The sequence below is a fragment of the Frateuria sp. GZRR35 genome (assembly GCF_051900415.1).
Classification (GTDB): domain Bacteria; phylum Pseudomonadota; class Gammaproteobacteria; order Xanthomonadales; family Rhodanobacteraceae; genus Frateuria_A.
Map to the genome: position 1 here is coordinate 123,920 of NZ_JBHZGL010000004.1, position 21,747 is coordinate 145,666.

The window sequence follows — 21,747 nt, forward strand, 5'->3', positions numbered from 1 at the left end:
TCAGGAAGGGAAAGGTCAGCGCATCAACCGGCGCTTCGGTTTGATCGGCAGTCGCCCGCGCCAGTACTGGATCAGCACGTAGCCACCCAGCATGCCGCCCAAGTGCGCGAAATGGGCCACGCCGGCCTGCGTGCCGGTCACGCCCAGGAACAGCTCGATCACGGCGTAGCCGGCCACGAACAACCAGGCCGGCATCGGTACGGGCAGGAAGATCAGCATCATCTTCTCGTGCGGGTACATCATGCCGAAGGCCAGCAGCACGCCGAAGATGGCACCGGAGGCGCCCAGCGTGGGATAGAAGCCGTGGGTGAACCACTGCACCACCACCAGTTGCGCCAGCGCCGCCACGATCAGGCAGACGAAGTAATACAGCAGGAACTCGCGACCGCCGAACAGCCGCTCGATCGGGCCGCCGAACATGTAGAGCGCGAGCATGTTGAAGGCGATGTGCTCGAAGCCGCCGTGCATGAAGGCATAGCTGACCAGCTGCCACGGGCGGAAGCCGATCGCGACCATGCCATCGGGCGTGGGCAGGAAATGGTCCGGGCCCCACGGCCACAGCGCGAAGTGCATGACGAGCACGTCCCCCAGCAGCATCTGCAGCAGGTAGACCGCGACGTTGGCGATGAGCAGGTTGCGGGTGACGGGCGGGAGCTGGAAAGGCATGGGCAATCCGGTGGGAACCTCGTGAGGGTAACGCAAACGCAACCGCGCGAAGGCATTGCTGGCGTGGCGTATTTCGACTCCGCCTGCGCTCAACGCGAATGGTGTTTGGCAGGCCGCTGGATCACCCCTCGATCGTTTGCCCTGAGCGTGGGCCGCAGGGCGAAGCCGAAGGGAGCCAGGCCGCTATCAGTTGCCCCCATGAAAAAAGGCCGCCTGTTGGCGGCCCGACTGCGGAAACCCCGTGGTGTTTCCCCTTCAACCGTTCTGCGCGATGCCCTCGGGACGGCGCGCACCGGCGAACCGCTTGGCCCAATAGGCCTCGTCGAGGCTGGAGACCTCCACCGACTTGCCCGCCGAGGGCGAGTGAATGAAGCGGCCGTTGTCCAGGTAGATACCCACGTGCGAGATGCGCTTCTTGCCGCGGGTGTGGAAGAACACCAGGTCGCCCGGCTGCATGTCGCCGCGCTTGACCTTGACGCCGGCGAGGAACTGCCGCGCCGAATTGGCGGGCAGATTCAGGCCGATCGCATGGGCGAATACGTAGCGGACGAAGCCGCTGCAATCGAAGCCGGTCGCCGGTGAATGGCCGCCACGAACGTAGCGCACGTCGCGCAGTTGCATCGCCAGCGCGACCAGCGCCTGGCGCAGGCGCGTGGCCTCGTCGATCGGACCCTCATCCTGCGCCTGCGCCTGCACCGGCGCCAGCCCGGCCGGCAGCGTGGCCTGGGCCAGCGCCGGCGCCAGGTTGGCCAGCGGCAACGGGGCCAGCAGCGGGGTGACGGCCGGCGTCGGGATCGAGCGTTCGACGGCATGCGCAGGCGCGATCGCAAGCAACGCGGCAAACAAGGCGGCGATTGCGATCAGGCGCTGGCAGGGCATGCAGGAAAATCCCTTTGCAGGTCGGGGCTTGGCCAGGGCCGCCGTGGCGGCTTGGCGAGGGGATCGACGTTAGCAAAGGCCTTCCGGCTGGATGTTGGATCGACGTTAAGTAGACCCTGGCGTTTCGAAACGTTCACACAGGCGTGTGACTGGGAGCACAGGAGCCAGGCAGGCGGCCGCCCCCTGTAGGAGCGCACCTGTGCGCGACCGGACACATCGTCGGTCGCGCACAGGGTGCGCTCCTACAGGACAGTCGATTCAGCGCCGACCGAAAATCGCGGTGCCGATGCGCACCTCGGTCGCCCCCTCTGCGATGGCCAGCGGGAAATCCCCACTCATCCCCATCGACAGGCGCGGCAACGCATGCCCCCGCCCCGCCGCGGCATCGCGCAACTCGCGCAGCCGGCGGAAACAGGCGCGTACGGCTTCGGCATCGTCCGACTGCACGGCCATGGTCATCAGCCCGCGCACGCGCAGCGTGGGGTAATCGCGCAGGCGGTCCAGGAAGCCCGGCAACTCTTCCGGCGGCAGGCCGTGCTTGCTTTCCTCGGGCGAGGTCTTGACCTGCACCAGCACGTCGAGGGCGCGGCCTTCGATCTCCAGGCGACGGTGCAATGCGTCGGCCAGTTCCAGCCGATCCAGCGATTGCACCTCGCTGGCCAGCCGCGCCACGTCCCTGGCCTTGTTGGTCTGCAGGTGGCCGATCAACACCCACTCGAGGGACAGATCGGCCAGCGCGGACGTCTTCTCGCGCAGCTCCTGCACCTTGTTCTCGCCGAAGCGGGAGAGACCCAGCGCTGCGGCCTCACGCACCACCTCCGGCGGGAAGGTCTTGCTGACCGGCAGGATGCCCACGTCTGCCGGATCGCGGGCGGCCGCGCGGCAGGCCGCGTCCACGCGCGCACGGACCTCGGCCCAGCGCGCGGCGAGCGTATCGGCCGCCTCGCCCATCGCCTCAGCCCTTTTTGGCCTGCTCACCGTGGCGGGCGATCACCTCGGCCACCACCATGCTCACCTTCTTGCCGGTGGGGATGTGCAGGAACTCGTTCGGGCCATGTGCGTTGGAATGCGGGCCCAGCACGCCGGTGATCAGGAACTGCGCCTGCGGGAATTTCTCGCCCAGCATGCCCATGAACGGGATCGAGCCGCCCTCGCCCATGTAGGCTGCGGGCGCCCCGAAGTAATGCTCGGACGCCTCGGCCACGGCCTGCTCCAGCCATGCCGACAGCTGTGGCGCGTTCCAGCCGCTGCCGTCCTTCTCCAGCTTGAAGCTGACCTTGGCGCCGTAGGGCGGGTCCTTCTCCAGCAGCTCCTTGAGGAACTTGCCGGCCTTGGCGCCGTTGAGCGTCGGCGGCACGCGCAGGCTGAGCTTGACCGCGGTGAACGGTCGCAGCACGTTGCCCGCGCTTTCCAGCGCCGGCATGCCGCCCACACCGGTGACCGCCAGCTGCGGGCGCCAGGTGCGGTTGAGCACCAGCTCCACCAAGTCCTTGGTGACCGGCTGCATGCCCTCGACGAACGGGAACTTGTCGTACACCGCCTCGCCGAGCACCTCGGTGGAGCGGCGCGCCTGCTCCACGCGCTGCGGCGGGATCTCCACGTACAGCTCTTCCGGCTTGATCTTGCCGGTGGCCGGGTCCTCCAGCCGCGAGAGGATGTCGCGCAGGACGCGGAAGCTGGACGGGACCACGCCCGAGGCATCGCCCGAGTGCACGCCCTCCTCCAGCACCTGCACGGTCAGCTCGCCGCCGGTCATGCCGCGCAGCGAGGTGGTCAGCCAGAGCTGGTCGTAGTTGCCGCAGCCCGAGTCCAGGCACACCACCAGCGAGGGGTTGCCAATGCGCGCGGCCAAGTGGTCCACATAGTGCGGAAGGTCGTAGCTGCCCGACTCTTCGCAGGCCTCGATCATGATCACGCAACGGGCGTGCTGCACGTTCTGCTCGGCCAGCGCGAGCAAGGCGGAGAGCGAGCCGAACATGGCGTAGCCGTCGTCCGCGCCGCCGCGGCCGTAGAGCTTGTCGCCCTTGATCACCGGCGTCCACGGGCCCAGGCCCTCGGCCCAGCCGGTCATCTCCGGCTGCTTGTCGAGGTGGCCGTAGAGCACCACGGTGTCATCGCAACCGGGCAGCGTGGCCGGCACGTCGATATAGATCAGTGGCGTGCGGCCCGGCAAGCGCACCACCTCGAGCGTGGCACCCTTGAGCGAGGCCAGCTTGCCGTGCGCCCAGCGCTCCAGCAGCGCGACCGCCTGGTCCATGAAACCGTGCTCGGCCCACTGCGCGTCGAACATCGGCGACTTGTTGGGAATGCGGATGTACTCGACGAGCTGCGGCACGATCTCGTCGTCCCACAAGCCACCGATGAAGCCGGACAGGCGCGCGGTATCCATGGGCGAGACTCCTTAAATGCATACGGGTGAGCCGCGTAGTGTACCAGCCGCACCGGAAGGGCCCGTCACGGCCCACACCGCGTCGGGCATGGCCCACAGGCGCGGGCGACCCAACCTGCCCGAACGCAACGCATCCGGCCGACTGCCCCCGCCGCCGCCCGCGGCCACACTTGCCGGACGGCAACGGTGCCGTCCAACGCATCCTCAGGGAGGGAAACCCATGCAGTCGAAGTTCCGCACGCTGCTCGCCGCACTGGCCGTCGCAGCCTCGTTCGCGCTACCCGCGTTCGCTGCCACGCCGGTCAACATCAACAAGGCCGACGCCGCGACCATCGCCAAGTCGCTGGACGGCATCGGCCAGTCCAAGGCGCAGGCGATCGTCGCCTGGCGCCAGGCGCACGGCCCGTTCAAGCGGGTGGAGGACCTGGCCCAGGTCAAGGGCATCGGCAAGGGCACGCTCGAGCGCAACCACGACGCCATTCGCTTCAGCGGCGACCTGCCGCCGCCCAAGGCAGCCCCGAGGAAGAGCGCGCACCACAAGGTCAAGGCGGCCGCCAAGGGCTGATCGGCGGCCGTTCTCCCCGCTCTCGTGGGTGCGCCCGCGGAGCCGGTTGGGGAGAGGGAAGGTCTTCACCCCCCGCCGACCCCACCTCTCCCCAGCCAACCCTGGGAGCGCGGAGCGCTCCTCCGGCCATGGCAGTGGCAGGTCACCGCCCACGGACGGGCACCTGGTGGCCCTGCTTCGATCGATGGGTGGCACAGCCAGCGCCATCTCGCGCTTGCGCTACACTCGCGCGCTTTCCACGCCGCCGGCTCGCCATGATCCTTCCGCGCTACCGCATTGCCGCCTCCACCATCGGCGGCGCCGGCAAGGGCCTGTTCCTGGACGAGAACGTGGCCGCCGGGCGCATCGTCACCGCGCCGGACGCGATCGATCGCACCTGGAGCGCCGCCGACCTGGCCGCACGGCCCGAGATGGCTTACGCCAGCGCCCGCTGGTTCGAGGACCGCTACACCCTGTCGCCCGAATGGCCCGACGAGTGCTACATCAATCACAGCTTCGAGCCCACCGGCCTGTGGCATCTGGGTTTCGTGTTCGCGCTGGCCGACCTGCCGTCCGGTACCGAGCTCACCGTGGACTATCGGCACCTGCTGCCCCCGGGACAGGCCGAAGACTTTATCGACGCCGCCACCGGTGAGAAGATCGTCGGGTACGAATGGGCCAAAAGCCTGGCCTCAAGTACGCGTGCGCTGAGCCGATTGCTCAGGTAACCGCGGCTGTACCGACGACGATGTCCAACATTCCCACCCTCGAAACCCCGCGCCTGCGTCTGACCGCGCTGGCCGCGCGCCACTTCGACGAGTACGCCGCCATGCTCGCCGACCCGGACAGCACCCGCTGGATCGGTGACGGCCAGCCGCTGGACCGCACCGGCGCCTGGCGCTCACTGGCCATGCTGCTGGGGCATTGGGAGCTGCGGGGCTGCGGCATGTGGGCGCTGGAACTGAAGGGCACGGGCCAGTTCGTCGGCCGTGCCGGCCTGATGTATCCGGAAGGCTGGCCCGCCCTGGAACTGGGCTGGATGCTCAAGCCGGAGTTCCGCCATCGCGGCTACGCCACCGAGGCCGGCCACGCCATCCTCGAGTTCGCCTGGAACCAGTTGCACGCGACGCGCGTGATCAGCCTGGTGCGCATCGGCAACGAGGCTTCCGATCGCGTGGCCGAGCGGCTGGGCGGCGAGCATATCGAGGACATGGATTTCTACGGCAGCCAGAACCACGTGTTCGCCTACTACCCGCCCATGCGCGAGTCGCGTCGGGCCTGGGCCTGACTGTCCGCCCGGGCGCAAGCGCCTGTAGGAGCGCACCTGTGCGCGACCCGGACGCATGGCGGTCGCACACAAGTGCGCTCCTACAACTGGGGTTCCGGGCGTTGATGATGCATGCCGCCGCCGCTGCGCCAACCTCGACATCCGTGCCTTGCGTGTAGGGTCCACCCGTGTGCAACCGGGCCACAGACGCGCGCCGTTGCCTGGTCCCGGCCCCTAGTCGCCACCGGGCGCCGAGATCTGACCCGACGTGCGGGCCAAGCCGCTCAGCGCCCTGCCGGACGCAGCGTGGGTGGCACCGGGAGCGCAGCCGCGGCAACTGGCGAAGCCGGCATGGAAGCGGCCGTGGGCATCGCATCCATGGGCGGCGCGGGAGCAGGCACCGGATCCGCTGCCGGCGCGGATGGCACCCGTATCGAAGCCGTCGGCGGATTCTGCACGGGCCGGCTGTCGACCACGTCCTGCGACAGCGCCGCCGCTTCGGCTTCCTTGGTCATCACGATGATGCTGATGCGCCGGTTGATCGGATTGTCCGGGTGCGTCTTGTCCAATGGCACCGAAGCGGCCAGCCCGACCACGCGGGCGGTCTTGCCCTTGTCCATACCGCCGGCAAGCAACGCACGTCGGGCCGCGTTGGCGCGATCCGTGGAGAGCTCCCAGTTGCTGTAGTCGCGCTCGTCGGCGTACGGCGCGTCGTCCGTATGGCCGGTAATGCTGATGCGGTTGGGTACGCGGTTGATGAAGGTACCCAGCTCGGCGAGGATCGCGCGGGTGTAGTCCTTCAGCTGCGCGCTACCCAGGTCGAACATCGGCCGGTTGAGCTTGTCGACGATCTGGATGCGCAGGCCTTCGGACGTAATGTCCAGCAGCAACTGGTCCTTGAACGGCGCCAACGCCTGGCTGTTCTGGATCGCCGCGTGCAGTTGCTGCATCAGCTCCTGCAGGCGCGCCCTCTCCTGCTCGCGCGCGCGCTTTTCGATGGCTTCCTTGGATACCGGCGCGGACGGGCCGTTGTGGCGGTCCTTGCCGGGCCCGTGCGAGAGGTCCATCGCCCCACCCAGCTGGACGGCTGCGTCGCTGGCGCCACCCGGGCCCATGCGACCCGGCGGCGCCACCGTGGCGTTGCCCGGGGTCATGCTGGGGTTCTTGAAATATTCGGAAATGGCGGCCTTCTGCTCGCGCGTACCGGCGCCCAGGATCCACATCACCAGGAAGAACGCCATCATCGCCGTGACGAAGTCGGCGTAGGCTACCTTCCAGGCGCCGCCATGGTGGCCGTGCGCCTGCTTCTTCACCCGCTTGATGATGATCGGCGGGCCGCCTCCCTCGCTCATGCGCCGGCCCCGGCGCGAGCACCCTTGAGGTGGTCCTCCAGATCCTGGAAGTTCGGTCGCGCATGCGCCGAGAGCACCTTGCGCGCGAACTCTACCGACACCTTCGGGTTGTAGCCGCGCAGGTTGGCCAGCAGTGCCACCTTCACGCACTCGAAGGCCTTGCCGTCTTCCCGCACGCGGCTTTCCATCGCGGCCGCGACCGGCCCGATGAAGCCGTAGCAGAGCAGGATGCCCAGGAAGGTGCCCACCAGCGCGCCGGCGATGTGTTCGCCGATGCGCGAGGTATCGCCGCCGAGGTTGGACATGGTCGTGACAATGCCGAGCACCGCCGCGACGATGCCGAAGCCCGGCAGCGCGTCGGCCATCTTGGCCACTGCCTGCGCCGGCGCTTCGGCCTCGTGGTGGTGGTTCTCGACCTCGGCGTCCAGCAGCGCCTCCAGCTCGTGCGGCTCCATGCTGCCGCCGACGATCAGGCGCAGGCAGTCGGTAATGAATTCGACCAGGTGGTGCTCGCGCAGCAGCCGCGGATAAGCGGAGAACACCGCGCTCGATTGCGGATCCTCGATGTGCGATTCCATCCCCAGCACGCCTTCCTTGCGCATGACCCCGAAGATGTCGTACAGCAGCGCCAGCAGGTCCACGTAGTCCTGTTTCTTGTAGTTCGGCCCCTTCACCAGCGCTGCCGTCTCGCTCAGCGCCGCCTTGACCACCTTGCTGGAATTGGCCGTGAGAAAGGCGCCGATCGCGCCCCCGAAGATGATCAGCAGTTCGTAGGGCTGCCACAGCGCCATCAGCTGCCCGTGCGACATCACGTAGCCGCCGAGCACGCAGCCGATGACGACCAACGTTCCTACCAGAACCAGCATTTCCTACTCCGGGCGCGCGACGCCTTGCGATCACTCCGGGTTATCGGTCGGCCAAGGGAAAAATTGAACGGCCGCAGGTGCGAAAGGGATCACTGTTGCCGCATGTTCCGGAACGCCTCTGCGGCCCGGCTCTCTCGAGGTGGGGTTCGCCGCAAGGATGCCCGCACGTGCACGGACCCAACGGCGCTACAGCCCACAAAAAAGCCCGGCACAAGGCCGGGCTTTTGCAGGGTGCAGGCGTCTCAGGGCCGCCGTGCAAGCTCCGGGTTGTCCTTGGTCTGCGGCATCAGGTCCTTCTTGGACACGCCCAGCCACAGCAGGATCGGGCTGGCCACGAAAATCGAGGACAGCGTGCCCACCACGATGCCGATCAGCATGGTGATCGCGAAGCCGTGCACCTGCGGACCGCCAAAGAAGTACAGCGCCGCCATCGTGATGCCGGTAAACAGCGAAGTGATGATGGTTCGCGACAGCGTGGTGTTGATCGACCGGTTGAGGATTTCCTCCGGATCGGCCTTGCGGGCCAGGCGGAACAGCTCGCGGATTCGGTCGAATACCACCACCTTGTCGTTGATCGAGTAACCGATCACCGCCAGCACCGACGCCAGCACGGTCAGGTCGAACTCGCGCTGCACCAGCGAGATCACGCCCAGCGTCACCAGCGTGTCGTGCACTTCGGTCAGCAGCGCGGCGATCGCGAAGCGGCGCTCGAAGCGGATCCACAGGTACACGCCGATGCCGATGATCACGAAGATCGCGGCGATCGAGCCGTCGCTCTTGAGCTCGTCGCCCACCTGCGGGCTGACGAAGCTGTGGCTAGCTTCCACCGCGTCCGGACGCTCCTTCTTGAGTGCCGCCATGACGGCGGCAGCCACCTTGTCGGCACGCGCCGAGGCGCCTTCGCCCGGAGCGGCCGCGCCATCCTTGCCGTCGGCCTTTGGCTGCAGGCGGATCAGCACCTGGCGCGAACCGCCCAGGCTCTGCACCACCGGGTTCTCGATGCCGGCCTCATCCAGCGCCTGGCGGACGTCGCCGATGTCGATCGTGCGGTCGTACTTGACCTCGACCGAGATACCGCCGGTGAAATCCAGGCCGTAGTTGAGGCCGCGGGTGAGCAGCAGGCCCACCGAGGCAATCATCAGCAACGCCGCGATGACGATGCTGATCTTGCGCCAGTGCAGGAACGGTACATTACTGTTGTGGTTGAAGATTTCCATTGCCGTCCCGCCCTTACACCGAAAGGGTCTTGAGCTTGCGGTTGCCGTGGATCAGCGCGGTGATCGCGTGGGTCACGGTGACCGAGGTGAACATCGAGGTCAGGATGCCGATCAGCAGCGTCACGCCGAAGCCCTTGATCGGACCCGAGCCCATGGTGGTGAGCGCCAGCGCGGCGATCAGGTGGGTGACGTTGGCGTCCAGGATGGTCGACCAGGCCTTGTCGTAGCCGGCGCGAATGGCCGCGTGCGGGCTGGAGCCGTTGCGCAGTTCCTCGCGCACGCGCTCGCAGATCAGCACGTTGGCGTCGATCGCCATACCCAGCGTCAGCACGATGCCCGCGATGCCCGGCATGGTCAGGGTCACGCCGATCATCGACATCACCGCGACCAGGATCACCAGGTTGAAGAACAGCGCGATGTCGGCGACCAGGCCGAACAGGTGGTAGTAGATCGCCGCAGCCAGCAACACCAATCCCAGACCCAGCAGCACCGCGCGCAGGCCCTTCTCGATGTTGTCCTGGCCCATGCTCGGGCCGATCACCGACTGCGAGGCGATGTTCATCGGCGCGGCCAGCGAACCACCCTTGAGCAGCAGCGCGAGCTCGGAGGCTTCCTTGGGGCTGTTCAGGCCGGTGGTCTGGAACTGCTTGCCGAACACGCCCTGGATGGTCGCGTCGCTGATGACCTCCTGGGTGGTGTGCGGAATGTGCACTTCCTTGCCGTCGACGATCTTGGTGTCGTAGACGGTTTCCACGTACACCACCGCCATCGGCTTGCCGACGTTGGCGCTGGTGAAGTCGAGCATCTTCTTGGCTCCCGAGGCGCTCAGCGTCACGTCCACCTTGGGCGTGCCGCTTTGCTGGTCCACGCCGGAGGCGGCATCCACCAGTTCGTCGCCGGTAGCGATGATGCGCTTGGAAACCAGCACCGGTTGATTGGTGCCACGCTCCCGGTAGAGGTTGGCGTCCGGCGGAATGTTGCCGGTGCGCGCAGCCTCGACGGCACGCGGATCGCCCGGGTAGCCGATACCAGCGCGATATTCCAGCGTGGCAATGGCGCCGATCACCTTCTTGGCCTCGGCCGGGTTCTGCACGCCGGCCAGTTCCACCACGATCTGGTCCTCGCCCTGCTGCTGGATCAGCGGCTCGGACACGCCCAGCGCGTTGATGCGGTTGCGCAGCGTGGCGGTGTTCTGGCGGATGGTGGCCAGCGCGAGCTCGCGCAGCTTCTCCGGCTTAACCGTGGCGGTGAGCAGGAACCGGTCACCGGTGCTGGCGCCGTCCTGCACCAGCAGGTCGGGATATTCGGTGGCGATCGCGTCGGTGGCGGCGCTGCGGTCGGCGGCCGAGCGCAACACCACGCTGATGCCCTGCCCGCGCTGGGCATTGCGGGTCACCGACTCGTAGCGGATGTTCTTCTCGCGCAGCAGGCTGCGGATGTCGTCGGCATAGCGCTCTTCCTGCTTGTCGACCACTGCGTTCTGGTCCACCGCCATCAGGAAGTGCACACCACCCTGCAGGTCCAGGCCCAGCGGCATGGAATTGGCGTGGATGGCACGCAGCCAGCCCGGCACGGTCGAGGCGAGGTTGAGCGCGACGGTGTAGTTGTCACCCAGCGCACCCTTGATGACGTCGGCCGCCTTGGCCTGCACATCGGCGTTGGGGAAGTCGGCCACCAGGTGGTCGCCATCGATCGCCAGCCCGCTGTAGGCGACCTTCTGCGCGGTCAGCGCGCCGGCGACCTTCTGCTTGACCGAGGCATCGAGCGGCGCGCCGTGGGTGGCGAGCACCTGCACCGACGGTACCGGCGGGAAGGCGTTGGGCAGCGCGTAGATGATGCCGAACAGCAATACCAACGCGACCAGCGCGTATTTCCAGCGTGGAAAGTCACTCATGCCTGGGAAGCCCGTTTCTCGTTACTTCGAAGGCCGCGGCCCCTGAAGCCGCGGCGGATGGCCTTGGCTGGCCCGGATGTCAGGACGACTTCAGCGTGCCCTTGGGCAGCACCTGGGAGATGGCGCCCTTCTGCAGCTTGATCTTGACGTTCGGCGCGATCTCGACCGTCAGGAAGCTCTCGCCCACCTCGTCCACGCGCCCGGCGATGCCGCCGTTGCTGACCACTTCGTCGCCCTTGGCCAGTGCCGAGACCATGGTGCGGTGTTCCTTCTGGCGCTTCATCTGCGGCCGGATCATCAGGAAGTAGAAGATGACGAACAGCGCGATCAGCGGCAGGAAGCTGAAAAGCGGGTTGCCCGGCGCGGCGGCGGGAGCGGCCTGGGCGATCACGAAGGACATCGGGAAGCTCATCGTTTCATCCTGCAAGTAGCGGCGCGGACAGGAATTTCCGTTCCACGCCAGAAAAAGGTCTTGGATTATGCCATGCACCCCAAGGGCATGCACGGCGGCTTCACGCGTCCCTGCATGGCGGCGCAGCGCGGCGTTTGCAAGCGCCGCGCCTTGGTAAGCAGGCCTGGAGGGAAGTTCCCGGCTCCCCGCATCGACCTTGTAGGAGCGCCCTTGGGCGCGACCGCAATCGAGCCATCGCGGGGTTGTAGGCGCGGCCGACATGGCGGTCGCGCCCAAGGGCGCTCCTACAAGAGATCCTATGCCGCGGCCCCCTGGCGGCGGGCGTAGAACGCGGCAACGAAGCTTTCCAGCGCCCCGGTGGCGATCGCCTCGCGCAGCCCGGCCATCAGCCGCTGGTAGTGGCGCAGGTTATGGTGCGTGGCAAGCGTGCTGGCCAGGATCTCGTTGCAACGATCCAGGTGGCGCAGGTAGGCGCGCGAGAAGCCGTTCGCGCAGGCGTAGCAGTCGCAGCCTTCCTCGATCACCCGGGTGTCGTCGGCATACTTGGCGTTGCGGATGCGCAGGGTGCCCTCGGGCACGAACAAAAACCCGTTGCGCGCATTGCGGGTCGGCATCACGCAGTCGAACATGTCGATGCCGCGACGCACGGCCTCGACGATGTCCTCCGGCCGCCCCACGCCCATCAGGTAGCGCGGCTTGTCTTGCGGCAGCAGGCCCACGGTGAAGTCCAGCGTGTGATTGCGCTCGGCCTCCGGCTCGCCTACCGCCAGGCCGCCTACCGCATAACCGTCGAAGCCGATGCCGACCAGCCCCTCGGCCGAGCGGCGGCGCAGCGGCTCGTAGACGCCACCCTGCACGATGCCGAATAGCGCATTGGGGTTGTCCAGCTCGTCGAAGGCGCGGCGCGAGCGTTCGGCCCAGCGCAGCGACATTTCCATCGAATCGGCCGCCTGCTTCTCGGTCGCCGGATAGGGCGTGCACTCGTCGAAGATCATGGCGATGTCCGAGTCCAGTACCGTCTGGATCTTCATCGACACTTCGGGCGAGAGGAACACCTTGGAGCCGTCCACCGGCGAGGCGAAGGTCACGCCCTCCTCCGCCAGCTTGCGCTTGTGCGCCAGCGAGAACACCTGGAACCCGCCCGAGTCGGTGAGGATCGGCTTGTCCCAGCCGATAAAGCGGTGCAGGCCACCGAACTTCTCCACGATTTCCAGGCCCGGGCGCAGGTACAGATGGAAGGTGTTGCCCAGGATGATCTCGGCGCCCAGTTCCTTGAGGTCGTGCGGGGTCATCGCCTTGACTGAGCCGTAGGTGCCCACGGGCATGAAGGCCGGGGTTTCGATGGTGCCGCGGGGGAAGGCCAGGCGGCCGCGGCGGGCCGCGCCGTCGCGGGCGAGGAGTTCGAATTTCATGGAGGTCATCGGGGGATTATCGCGTTTTTCCCCCTCTCCCCTCCGGGGAGAGGGTTGGGGTGAGGGCGGGTCTTGCGGGTGAGGTGGTTCGAAGCGTGGCTCTGAGGCGCCACAAGGCGAGCCCCGGCCCCTCACCCTAACCCTCTCCCCGCAGGGGAGAGGGAACTAAGGGCACGGCAGGATCAGCATCGCATCGCCATACGAGAAGAACCGATACCGCTCCTTCACCGCATGCCGGTACGCCTCCAGCACGAACTCCCGCCCGGCGAGCGCCGACACCAGCATCAGCAACGTGGACTGCGGCAAATGGAAGTTGGTGATCAGGCCGTCGATGCTGGTGATGCGGTAGCCGGGAAAGATGAAGATCTGCGTTTCCCCGGCGAAGGGATGCACCTGCCCGTCGATCGTGGCGCTTTCCAGCGCCCGCACCACGGTCGTGCCCACCGCGATCACCCGGCCGCCGGCAGCGCGCGTGCGGCGCATCTTTTCCACCAGCGCGGCACCGACGTTCAGCCATTCGCGGTGCATGGTGTGCTGGTGGATGTCGTCCACGCGCACCGGCTGGAAGGTGCCTGCGCCCACGTGCAGCGTCACGTAGCCTGTTTCCACGCCTTGCTCTCGCAGGCGTTCGAGCAGCGCCTCGTCGAAATGCAGGCCGGCGGTAGGCGCAGCCACCGCACCGGGTTCGCGGGCATAGACGGTCTGGTAGCGCTCCAGGTCCGAGGCATCGGCGTGGCGCTCGATGTAGGGCGGCAGTGGCATCTCGCCCAGCCTCGCAAGCAGCTTTTCCAGCGGCTCCGGCGACTCGAAACGCAGTTTGAAGAACGCCCCGTCACGGCCCAGCACCGTGGCATGGCTGCCATCCCCCAGCTCGATGCGGCCGCCCTCCTTCGGCTTCTTGCTCACGCCCAGTTGCACTGTCGCCTCGTGCGCGCCGGTGACGCGCTCGATCAGGATCTCCACCGCGCCGCCGGATTCCTTGCGCCCGTACAGCCGCGCCGGTAGCACGCGGGTGTCGTTGAACACCAGCATGTCGCCGGGGCGCAGGAAGGACGGCAGGTCGCGGAACTGGCGGTCTTCCAGCGCGCGGGCGGCCGGGTCCATCCACAGCAGGCGGCTGGCCGAACGCTCCGGCAGCGGTGCCTGGGCGATCAGCTCGGGGGGGAGGTCGAAATCGAAATCGGACTTCTTCAAAAGCGTGCCTCGCAGGCCTTCTTGTAGGAGCGCCCGGGGGCGCCCCCGCCCTGCCCCCCGGGCGCCCCCCCGGCCGCTCCTACAGGAAAAGCCTGGCGGCGACCGGCAATGATAGCCCTCCCCGGCCGACCCTGTGCTGCGCTGCGCATCGGCTACACACGGCATATCTGTTAATTTCGCGGGCTTTGCATCGGCTTAGGGACAACCCTGCATGTTCGAGCGCGTACTGATTGCCAACCGCGGCGAGATCGCCTGCCGCGTGATCCGCACCTGCCGCCGCCTCGGCATCCACACCATCGCGGTGTACTCGGAGGCCGACAAGGACGCCCGGCACGTGCGGCTGGCCGACGAGGCCTGGCCGATCGGCGGCCCGCGCCCGGCCGATTCCTACCTGCGCGGCGACGCCATCCTGGAAGTGGCGAAAAAGACCGGCGCCCAGGCGATCCATCCCGGCTACGGCTTCCTTTCCGAGAACACCGGCTTCGCCCGTGCCTGTGTCGAGGCCGGCATCGTGTTCATCGGCCCCAAGCCCGAGAGCATCGATGCGATGGGTTCCAAGGCGGCCGCCAAGGCGCTGATGGAAAAGCACGACGTGCCGCTGGTGCCTGGTTACCACGGCGAGAACCAGGAGCCCGTCCATCTGGCCGAGCAGGCGCGCAAGACCGGCTTCCCGCTGATGATCAAGGCGGCGGCTGGCGGTGGCGGCAAGGGCATGCGCATCGTCCGCGGCGAGGGCGAGTTCGCTGACGCGCTGGCCTCGGCCCAGCGCGAGGCGGCCAACGCCTTCGGTGACACGCGGGTGATCCTGGAGCGCTACGTCGAACATCCGCGCCACATCGAGTTCCAGGTGTTCGGCGACACGCACGGCAACGTGATCCATCTCAACGAGCGCGAGTGCTCCTCGCAGCGTCGCTACCAGAAGGTGCTGGAAGAGACGCCCTCGCCCTTCCTGAACCCGGAGCGCCGTCGCGCCATGGGCGAAGCGGCGGTGGCGTCGGCGAAGGCGGTCGACTACGTCGGCGCCGGCACGGTGGAATTCATCGTCGGTGCCGACGGCGAGTTCTTCTTCATGGAGATGAACACGCGCCTGCAGGTCGAGCATCCGGTCACCGAGGAAACGCTGGGCCTGGACCTGGTCGAATGGCAGCTGCGCGTGGCCGCCGGCCAGCCGCTGCCGCTGACGCAGGAGCAGATCCAGGCGCATGGCCACGCCATCGAGGTGCGCCTGTATGCCGAAGACCCCGAGCAGAACTTCCTGCCCGGCTCCGGCAAGCTGGTGCGCTTGCGCCTGCCCGCGTCGTCCAAGCACGTACGCATCGACGGCGGCGTGGTCGAAGGCGACACGGTCACCATCTTCTACGACCCGATGATCGCCAAGCTGATCGTCTGGGACACCGAACGGCCCAAGGCGCTGGAGCGGTTGCGCGCGGCGCTGGCCCAATGCGAGATCGTCGGACCGAAGTCCAACATCGCCTTCCTCGAACGGTTGGCGCGCCATCCCTCCGTGGTCGAGGGAACCATCGACACCGGTTACCTGGACCGGCACCTGGACGAGTTCCTCGAAGGCGGCGCGGCGCCGGCCGACCGCGTGCTGTTCGCCGCCGCCACCGCGGCGCTGCTGCAGGAAGAGCGGAGCGTGTCCGCCAGCGCCGCCGACCCGCACTCGCCCTGGGCCAGCGCCGATGCCTGGCGCATCGGCCACGCCGGCAAGCGCGTGGTGGCGCTGTCGCTGCACGAGCAGCGCTACGAGGTCGCGGCCCACGGGCATGGTGGCGACTATCGACTGGAGCATGGCGAAGCGGCCTGCGAGGTCCACGGCGCGCGCCTGGAGCCCGACGCGCTGAGCGCCCGCTTCGACGGCGAGGCCCAGCGCCTGAGCGCACTGGTCGACGACACCCGCGTCCTGCTGCACGACGCCGCCGGCCGCCGCTACCGCTTCGTGCGCGCCCCCGCCTTCGCCTGGGCGTCGACCGAAAGCACCGGCGGCAACCAGGTCGTCGCGCCGATGCCCGGCCGCATCGTGCTGGTCAAGGCCAAACCCGGCGACAGCGTCGAGGAGGGCCAGGAGCTACTCGTGATGGAGGCGATGAAGATGGAACTGGCGCTCAAGGCACCGCGCGCCGGCACCATCGAGAGCGTCAGCGCGACGCAGGGCGAGTTCGTTGAGGCGGACGCCGTGCTTGTGCGGTTCGAAAGCTGAGGAGCCGCCAAAATCAGCTCCCTCTCCCTCCGGGGAGAGGGTTGGGGTGAGCGGCCGCTCTTGCGGGGGAATCCGTTCCAGTCGGAGCTTTTCAAAAGCCCCTCCCTCGCACCCGCCAACTTCCCCGCGAGCCCCGGCCCCTCACCCTGCCCTCTGCCCGGAGGGGAGAGGGTTCAAGGGCCGCAGCAAGCGCAAATATAAAGGCGGCCATCGGGCCGCCTTTTCGTTACTGCTTCTTCTTCGGTCCGATCATCATGACCATCTGGCGTCCTTCCAATCGAGGGAAGGATTCCACCTGGCCGTTGTCGCCGACGTCTTCCTGGATCTTCTTCGCCAGGTTCTGGCCCAGGTCCTGGTGGGACATTTCGCGACCGCGGAAGCGGATGGTGACTTTGACCTTGTCGCCCTCTTCCAGGAAGCGAAGCATGTTGCGCAGCTTGATCTGGTAGTCGCCCACGTCCGTGACCGGACGGAACTTCACTTCCTTGATCTCGACCTGCTTTTGCTTCTTCTTGGCGGCGGAGGCCTTCTTCTGGGCTTCGAACTTGAACTTGCCGTAATCCATGATGCGGCAGACCGGCGGGTCACCGTTGGGCTGGATCTCGACCAGATCCATGCCCGCTTCCTGCGCCAGTGCCAGCGCCTCGTCGCGGGAAAGAATACCCAGCTGTTCCGAGTCGGCGCCGATCACGCGCACGCGCGGCACGCGGATTTCGAGGTTACGGCGATTGCCCTTGTTGTCGGTGGTAGCGATACCACTATCCTCCAGAAGAGTTGTTGAATTAGGCCACGGCGAACATCAACGCCGCGTTTCGGCCTGAAGTCGTTCGACGAAGGCGGCCAGCGGCATGCTGCCCAGATCCTCGCCCGAACGGGTACGCACGGAAACGGCCCCCGCTTCCTTCTCGCGGTCACCGACCACGAGCAGATAAGGGACCTTCTGCAACGTATGCTCGCGGATTTTATAGCCGACCTTTTCATTGCGCAAATCGGCCTGGACGCGGAAGCCTTTGTCGACAAGGGCTTGCGTTACCTCGCGCACGTAACCGGCCTGGGCGTCGGTAATGGAAAACACCGCCGCCTGCACCGGGGCCAGCCAGGCCGGCAGGTTGCCGGCGTGGTGCTCGATCAGGATGCCGATGAAACGCTCCATGGAGCCGACGATCGCCCGGTGCAGCATGACCGGGTGGCGCTTTTGCGAGGCCTCGTCCACGTACTCGGCGCCCAGGCGCTCGGGCATCATGAAATCGACCTGCATGGTGCCGACCTGCCAGGCGCGGCCGATCGAGTCCTTCATGTGGTACTCGATCTTGGGGCCGTAGAAGGCGCCCTCGCCGGGCAGCTCTTCCCACTCGACGCCGGCGGAGGAAAGCGCCTTGCGCAGCGCGTCCTCGGCGCGGTCCCACACTTCCTCCGAGCCGATGCGCTTGTCAGGCCGCAGCGCGATCTTCAGCGCGATGTCCTTGAAGCCAAAGTCGCCGTACACCTGCATGGCCTGCTGGTGGAAGGCGGTGACTTCCGGCTCGATCTGCTCGGGCGTGCAGAAGATGTGGCCGTCGTCCTGGGTGAAGGCGCGCACGCGCATGATGCCGTGCAGCGCACCAGAGGGCTCGTTGCGGTGGCAGCCGCCGAACTCGCCGTAGCGGATCGGCAGCTCACGGTAGCTGTGCAGGCCGGTATTGAAGATCTGCACGTGGCCGGGGCAATTCATCGGCTTGAGCGCGTAGGTGTGCTTCTCCGATTCGGTGAAGAACATGTTCTCGGCGTAGTTGTCCCAGTGGCCGGACTTCTTCCACAGCGACACGTCCAGCACCTGCGGGCAGCGCACTTCCTGGTAGCCGCTCTTGCGGTACACGCCGCGCATGTACTGCTCGACCTGCTGCCAGATCGCCCAGCCGTTGGGGTGCCAGAACACCATGCCGGGAGATTCTTCCTGCTGGTGGAACAGGTCCAGCGCCTTGCCGATCTTGCGGTGGTCGCGCTTCTCGGCCTCCTCCAGCTGGTGCAGGTAGGCCTTCAGGTCCTTGTCGTTGAGCCAGGCGGTGCCGTAGACGCGGGTCAGCATCGCGTTGTTGGAGTCGCCGCGCCAATAGGCGCCGGCTACCTTCATCAGCTTGAACGAGCGCAGCTTGGCGGTGTTGGGCACGTGCGGGCCGCGGCACAGGTCGGTGAACTCGCCCTGGGTGTAGAGCGAAAGCTCCTCGTTGGAGGGGATCGACTCGATGATCTCGGCCTTGTACACCTCGCCCAGGTCGCGGAAGAACGTGACCGCCTCGTCGCGCGACTTCACCGCGCGCGACACCGGCAGCGCTTCCTTGACGATCTTCTCCATCTCCGCCTCGATCTTCGCCAGATCGTCGGGCGTAAACGGCCGCTCGTAGGCGAAGTCGTAATAGAAGCCGTTGTCGATCACCGGGCCGATGGTGACCTGCGCCCCCGGATACAGACGCTGCACGGCCTGCGCCAGCAGGTGCGCGGTGGAGTGGCGCAGGATCTCCAGCGCCTCGGGACTCTTCTCGGTGACGATCTCCACGCGGGCGTCATGGTCGATCGGGAAGCTGGCGTCCACCAGCTTGCCGTCCACCTTGCCGGCGAGCGTCGCCTTGGCCAGGCCGGCGCCGATGGAGGCAGCCACGTCCTGGACGGTCACGGAATGGTCGAACGGCTTCTTGCTGCCGTCCGGGAGAGTCACTTCGATCATGATCGGAACCTGCGGAAATCAAAAAAGGGCGAAACGCCCTTTTGTGTACGGAACAAAGGCGTCGGGAGGTCAGCGATGGAGAGTGGTAGTTGCCATGTCGCACGCTCGACCTGCGCTTACGCGCGGGCCACCTTGAACCAATCAGACGCTTAGTCTAGCGGAGAATCCCCTGTAGGAGCGCCCTTGGGCGCGACCGCGATGTCCGCCCGTATCGGCAACTTGCCGCACGGTGGTCGTGCCCAAGGGCGCTCCTACAGAACATGCGGCCTCATGCACCTGCGCCCGGCCCTCACGCTCCGGCCCGCTAGAATGATCCGTCCCCCACAAGGAACCGTAACGGATGCGCATCCTCGTCACCGGTACCGCCGGCTTCATCGGCGCCGCGCTCGCCCAGCGCCTGCTCGCGCGGGGCGACGAAGTCTTTGGCATCGACAACCACAACGACTACTACGACCCGTCGTTGAAGGAAGCCCGCCTGGCGCAGTTCGCCGAACACCGGGCCTACACCCACCTGCGCGCGGACCTGGCCGACGCCGGGGCGGTCGACCGCGCCTTCGCCGATTTCCGGCCGCAGCGCGTGGTGAACCTGGCCGCACAGGCCGGCGTGCGCTATTCGCTGAAGAACCCGCGCGCCTACGTACGCAGCAACCTGGACGGCTTCCTCAACATTCTGGAAGGCTGCCGCCACGGCCAGGTCGAACACCTGGTCTACGCCTCGTCCAGCTCCGTCTACGGCGCCAACCGCAAGATGCCTTTTGCGGTGGAGGACGCGGTCGACCACCCGGTGAGCCTGTACGCCGCCAGCAAGAAGGCCAACGAGCTGATGGCGCACAGCTACAGCCATCTCTATGGCCTGCCGACCACCGGCCTGCGCTTCTTCACCGTGTACGGCCCGTGGGGCCGACCGGACATGTCGCCGATCCTGTTCGCCGACCGCATCAGCCGCGGCGAGCCGATCGACGTCTTCAACTACGGCAACCACAGCCGCGACTTCACCTATATCGACGACATCGTCGAGGGCGTGATCCGCACGCTCGACCATCCGGCGCAGCCCGATCCGGCGTACGACCCGGAGCAGCCCAATCCCGGCACCTCGAGCGCGCCCTATCGCGTCTACAACATCGGCAACGACAAACCGGTGCAACTGCTGCGCTTCATCGAGCTGCTGGAACAGAACCTGGGCCGCTCGGTAGAGAAAAACCTGTTGCCGATGCAGGCGGGCGACGTACCGGATACCTGGGCCGACGTGTCAGCCCTGCGCCGCGACGTAGGCTATGCCCCGCAAACCTCGATCGAGGAAGGCGTGGCCCGTTTCGTCCGTTGGTATCGCGAATACCACCAGGCCTGACGCGCCTCGCCGGCTGGCACGCAATGTTTTTGTAGGAGCCCGCTTGCGGGCGATGCTTTTGTTCAACGCGAAGGAAAAGCATCGCCCGCAAGCGGGCTCCTACAGTTGAGGGTGTCGAATCAGAACGGCTTGGCCAGCACCAGGAAGATCACGCCCAGCAACAGGATCACCGGCAACTCGTTGAGCCAGCGCAGCGCCACCGCCGACGGCAGGGCGCCGCCCTTCTCGCTGCGCTTGAGCAGTCGCCCGACGACCACGAAGTAGGCCAGCAGCAAGGCCACCAGCCCCAGCTTCAGGTCGATCCAGTGCATGCCCGCCGCCACATTCGGCAGCGTCGCCGGAAACACCCGCCATCCCTGCCACAGCACCAGGCCGAACAGGAAAGCGATGCCGAACATGTTGTGGCCGAACTTGTAGAGCCGGCGCCCCATCAACAGCAGCCGCGTCCGCACCGCCGGTTCGTCGCCCGCCTCGGCCACGTTGACCAGGATGCGCGGCAGGTAGAACACCGTCGCCATCCAGGCGATGACGAACAACAGGTGGAAGGACTTGATCCAGAGGTAGGTCATGGTCGGCTGCCTGATGACAAGGTCCGGCCATTGTGGCGCACGCGGCCATACCGCTGCATCGCTCGCCGCTTGCGCAATTCACCGCCCGCGGCTGCGCGCCGATGCTCGCGCGCGCCACACCCGCTGGCATAATCCAGGCCCATCCAGGGGCCCTCGCCATGAGCCAACGCACACCCGACTCCGCCAAGCTCGACCGCGTCGTCGCCGAAGCCCGCCGCGCCGCCGAGCAGCGCGAACTGGGCTACCGCGAGCGCGCGCTGAAGATGTATCCGTGGGTGTGCGGCCGCTGCGGGCGCGAGTTCACCCGCACCAACCTGCGCGAGCTGACGGTGCACCACCGCAACCACGACCACGACTTCAACCCGCCCGACGGCAGCAACTGGGAGCTGTTGTGCGTGTACTGCCACGACAACGAGCATTCCCGCTACATCGACCACGTGCGCGGCGCGGGCTACGAGTCCGCCGAACAGGCTCCCGCCACCGGCAACCCTTTCGCCGACCTCAAGGCGATGCTCGAGGCCAAGGGCAGGCGCTGAAGCGCGCGTATCGGCGGGCCCAACCGTCGCAGTTGAGGTGACGCGCCGTTGCCCGAAAGCGCGGGATGACCGCAAGAACTTTCGTCGAGCGGGCCGGACGGTGTTATGCGCCACCCTGACAAACGAAAATCCAACATTCGCGCATAGGGATTCATGCAGGAGTCGTGTGGCTCCAGCGCTCACGTGCCTGCTGCCGTGGCGTTCTTCCTGCGCCGACACGCCTCCGACCACTCGCCCGACGAGCCGGCGAGCCTATGCGATACCGAACCCGGGACGCCCAGTTGCGCCCCGCCCGCGGCTT

20 protein-coding genes are annotated in these 21,747 nt (G+C 67.0%); 6 read left to right on the plus strand and 14 right to left on the minus strand.

The genetic code is table 11. The features are described from left to right. Positions 1–15: 15 nt before the first annotated feature. From ACFWZ3_RS06810 to ACFWZ3_RS06825, 4 genes are all read right to left on the minus strand, one after another. Entirely contained in the window at positions 16–666 is a 651-nt protein-coding gene (locus ACFWZ3_RS06810) for a rhomboid family intramembrane serine protease (protein WP_439706982.1), read from the minus strand. A 255-nt stretch (positions 667–921) separates the two neighbouring features. After that, positions 922–1,545, minus strand: a complete 624-nt coding sequence (locus ACFWZ3_RS06815) for a C40 family peptidase (RefSeq protein WP_439706983.1) — start codon at positions 1,543–1,545, stop codon at positions 922–924. Between the two features lie 258 nt (positions 1,546–1,803). After that, positions 1,804–2,496, minus strand: coding sequence for a YggS family pyridoxal phosphate-dependent enzyme (locus ACFWZ3_RS06820; protein WP_439706984.1), 693 nt, complete (start codon positions 2,494–2,496; stop codon positions 1,804–1,806). A gap of 4 nt (positions 2,497–2,500) precedes the next feature. Next, positions 2,501–3,934 carry a M20 family metallopeptidase gene (locus tag ACFWZ3_RS06825; protein ID WP_439706985.1) on the minus strand — a complete coding sequence of 478 codons (1,434 nt, stop codon included), beginning with the start codon at positions 3,932–3,934 and terminating at the stop codon, positions 2,501–2,503. Positions 3,935–4,154: 220 nt separating this feature from the next. Here ACFWZ3_RS06825 and ACFWZ3_RS06830 point away from each other — a divergent pair, with 220 nt between their 5' ends. The 3 genes from ACFWZ3_RS06830 (at position 4,155) to ACFWZ3_RS06840 (ending at position 5,766) form a co-directional block, all read left to right on the plus strand. Then, on the plus strand, positions 4,155–4,499 hold the full coding sequence (locus ACFWZ3_RS06830; RefSeq protein WP_439706986.1) for a ComEA family DNA-binding protein: 345 nt from the start codon (positions 4,155–4,157) through the stop codon (positions 4,497–4,499). 254 nt (positions 4,500–4,753) lie between these two features. Further along, entirely contained in the window at positions 4,754–5,206 is a 453-nt protein-coding gene (locus ACFWZ3_RS06835; protein WP_439706987.1) for an SET domain-containing protein-lysine N-methyltransferase, read from the plus strand. 20 nt (positions 5,207–5,226) lie between these two features. Then, the gene (locus ACFWZ3_RS06840) at positions 5,227–5,766 is read left to right on the plus strand and encodes a GNAT family N-acetyltransferase (RefSeq protein WP_439706988.1); all 540 of its coding nucleotides are present in this window, start codon (positions 5,227–5,229) and stop codon (positions 5,764–5,766) included. Between the two features lie 263 nt (positions 5,767–6,029). On the opposite strand, the gene motB is transcribed toward ACFWZ3_RS06840, so the two are convergent. The 7 genes from motB to queA form a co-directional block, all read right to left on the minus strand. Further along, positions 6,030–7,097 (minus strand): flagellar motor protein MotB, encoded by a 1,068-nt coding sequence (motB, locus tag ACFWZ3_RS06845; RefSeq protein WP_439706989.1) that lies wholly within the window; start codon positions 7,095–7,097, stop codon positions 6,030–6,032. Further along, positions 7,094–7,963 carry a flagellar motor stator protein MotA gene (gene motA / locus ACFWZ3_RS06850; RefSeq protein ID WP_439706990.1) on the minus strand — a complete coding sequence of 290 codons (870 nt, stop codon included), beginning with the start codon at positions 7,961–7,963 and terminating at the stop codon, positions 7,094–7,096. Before motA ends, motB begins: the two co-directional genes overlap by 4 nt. 242 nt (positions 7,964–8,205) lie before the next feature. Next, positions 8,206–9,180, minus strand: a complete 975-nt coding sequence (gene secF, locus ACFWZ3_RS06855) for a protein translocase subunit SecF (RefSeq protein ID WP_439706991.1) — start codon at positions 9,178–9,180, stop codon at positions 8,206–8,208. A 13-nt stretch (positions 9,181–9,193) separates the two neighbouring features. After that, the gene (secD, locus tag ACFWZ3_RS06860; RefSeq protein ID WP_439706992.1) at positions 9,194–11,074 is read right to left on the minus strand and encodes a protein translocase subunit SecD; all 1,881 of its coding nucleotides are present in this window, start codon (positions 11,072–11,074) and stop codon (positions 9,194–9,196) included. 79 nt (positions 11,075–11,153) lie between these two features. Beyond that, positions 11,154–11,486, minus strand: a complete 333-nt coding sequence (gene yajC / locus ACFWZ3_RS06865; protein WP_439706993.1) for a preprotein translocase subunit YajC — start codon at positions 11,484–11,486, stop codon at positions 11,154–11,156. A gap of 296 nt (positions 11,487–11,782) precedes the next feature. Next, positions 11,783–12,907, minus strand: coding sequence for a tRNA guanosine(34) transglycosylase Tgt (gene tgt / locus ACFWZ3_RS06870; protein WP_439706994.1), 1,125 nt, complete (start codon positions 12,905–12,907; stop codon positions 11,783–11,785). 156 nt (positions 12,908–13,063) lie between these two features. Continuing rightward, a complete protein-coding gene (queA, locus tag ACFWZ3_RS06875) occupies positions 13,064–14,092 on the minus strand; it encodes a tRNA preQ1(34) S-adenosylmethionine ribosyltransferase-isomerase QueA (protein WP_439706995.1) in 1,029 nt (342 codons plus the stop codon). A gap of 211 nt (positions 14,093–14,303) precedes the next feature. Between queA and ACFWZ3_RS06880 the strand changes: the two genes are divergently transcribed. After that, positions 14,304–16,292 carry a biotin carboxylase N-terminal domain-containing protein gene (locus tag ACFWZ3_RS06880; RefSeq protein WP_439706996.1) on the plus strand — a complete coding sequence of 663 codons (1,989 nt, stop codon included), beginning with the start codon at positions 14,304–14,306 and terminating at the stop codon, positions 16,290–16,292. A gap of 226 nt (positions 16,293–16,518) precedes the next feature. Here the strand turns inward: ACFWZ3_RS06880 and infC are convergent, their stop codons facing one another. Both infC and thrS read right to left on the minus strand, forming a co-directional pair. Next, positions 16,519–17,046 (minus strand): translation initiation factor IF-3, encoded by a 528-nt coding sequence (gene infC / locus ACFWZ3_RS06885; protein ID WP_439707115.1) that lies wholly within the window; start codon positions 17,044–17,046, stop codon positions 16,519–16,521. 45 nt (positions 17,047–17,091) lie between these two features. After that, on the minus strand, positions 17,092–18,993 hold the full coding sequence (gene thrS, locus ACFWZ3_RS06890; protein ID WP_439706997.1) for a threonine--tRNA ligase: 1,902 nt from the start codon (positions 18,991–18,993) through the stop codon (positions 17,092–17,094). Positions 18,994–19,333: 340 nt separating this feature from the next. Here thrS and ACFWZ3_RS06895 point away from each other — a divergent pair, with 340 nt between their 5' ends. Next, the gene (locus ACFWZ3_RS06895) at positions 19,334–20,341 is read left to right on the plus strand and encodes an NAD-dependent epimerase (protein ID WP_439706998.1); all 1,008 of its coding nucleotides are present in this window, start codon (positions 19,334–19,336) and stop codon (positions 20,339–20,341) included. A 119-nt stretch (positions 20,342–20,460) separates the two neighbouring features. Here ACFWZ3_RS06895 and ACFWZ3_RS06900 read toward each other — a convergent pair whose 3' ends face one another. Beyond that, on the minus strand, positions 20,461–20,910 hold the full coding sequence (locus ACFWZ3_RS06900) for a CopD family protein (protein WP_439706999.1): 450 nt from the start codon (positions 20,908–20,910) through the stop codon (positions 20,461–20,463). A gap of 158 nt (positions 20,911–21,068) precedes the next feature. On the opposite strand from ACFWZ3_RS06900, the gene ACFWZ3_RS06905 reads away from it, so the two are divergent. Further along, positions 21,069–21,446: a YajD family HNH nuclease gene (locus tag ACFWZ3_RS06905; protein ID WP_439707000.1), complete on the plus strand. Its 378-nt coding sequence runs from the start codon at positions 21,069–21,071 to the stop codon at positions 21,444–21,446. The last annotated feature ends 301 nt before the right edge of the window (positions 21,447–21,747 follow it).

Bases quoted from the DNA above. Each gene is read 5' to 3' on its own strand.
- ACFWZ3_RS06810 (WP_439706982.1), bottom strand. From the start codon at position 666: ATGCCTTTCCAGCTCCCGCCCGTCACCCGCAACCTGCTCATCGCCAAC.
- ACFWZ3_RS06815 (WP_439706983.1), bottom strand. From the start codon at position 1,545: ATGCCCTGCCAGCGCCTGATCGCAATCGCCGCCTTGTTTGCCGCGTTG.
- ACFWZ3_RS06820 (WP_439706984.1), bottom strand. From the start codon at position 2,496: ATGGGCGAGGCGGCCGATACGCTCGCCGCGCGCTGGGCCGAGGTCCGT.
- ACFWZ3_RS06825 (WP_439706985.1), bottom strand. From the start codon at position 3,934: ATGGATACCGCGCGCCTGTCCGGCTTCATCGGTGGCTTGTGGGACGAC.
- ACFWZ3_RS06830 (WP_439706986.1), top strand. From the start codon at position 4,155: ATGCAGTCGAAGTTCCGCACGCTGCTCGCCGCACTGGCCGTCGCAGCC.
- ACFWZ3_RS06835 (WP_439706987.1), top strand. From the start codon at position 4,754: ATGATCCTTCCGCGCTACCGCATTGCCGCCTCCACCATCGGCGGCGCC.
- ACFWZ3_RS06840 (WP_439706988.1), top strand. From the start codon at position 5,227: ATGTCCAACATTCCCACCCTCGAAACCCCGCGCCTGCGTCTGACCGCG.
- motB (WP_439706989.1), bottom strand. From the start codon at position 7,097: ATGAGCGAGGGAGGCGGCCCGCCGATCATCATCAAGCGGGTGAAGAAG.
- motA (WP_439706990.1), bottom strand. From the start codon at position 7,963: ATGCTGGTTCTGGTAGGAACGTTGGTCGTCATCGGCTGCGTGCTCGGC.
- secF (WP_439706991.1), bottom strand. From the start codon at position 9,180: ATGGAAATCTTCAACCACAACAGTAATGTACCGTTCCTGCACTGGCGC.
- secD (WP_439706992.1), bottom strand. From the start codon at position 11,074: ATGAGTGACTTTCCACGCTGGAAATACGCGCTGGTCGCGTTGGTATTG.
- yajC (WP_439706993.1), bottom strand. From the start codon at position 11,486: ATGAGCTTCCCGATGTCCTTCGTGATCGCCCAGGCCGCTCCCGCCGCC.
- tgt (WP_439706994.1), bottom strand. From the start codon at position 12,907: ATGACCTCCATGAAATTCGAACTCCTCGCCCGCGACGGCGCGGCCCGC.
- ACFWZ3_RS06880 (WP_439706996.1), top strand. From the start codon at position 14,304: ATGTTCGAGCGCGTACTGATTGCCAACCGCGGCGAGATCGCCTGCCGC.
- thrS (WP_439706997.1), bottom strand. From the start codon at position 18,993: ATGATCGAAGTGACTCTCCCGGACGGCAGCAAGAAGCCGTTCGACCAT.
- ACFWZ3_RS06895 (WP_439706998.1), top strand. From the start codon at position 19,334: ATGCGCATCCTCGTCACCGGTACCGCCGGCTTCATCGGCGCCGCGCTC.
- ACFWZ3_RS06900 (WP_439706999.1), bottom strand. From the start codon at position 20,910: ATGACCTACCTCTGGATCAAGTCCTTCCACCTGTTGTTCGTCATCGCC.
- ACFWZ3_RS06905 (WP_439707000.1), top strand. From the start codon at position 21,069: ATGAGCCAACGCACACCCGACTCCGCCAAGCTCGACCGCGTCGTCGCC.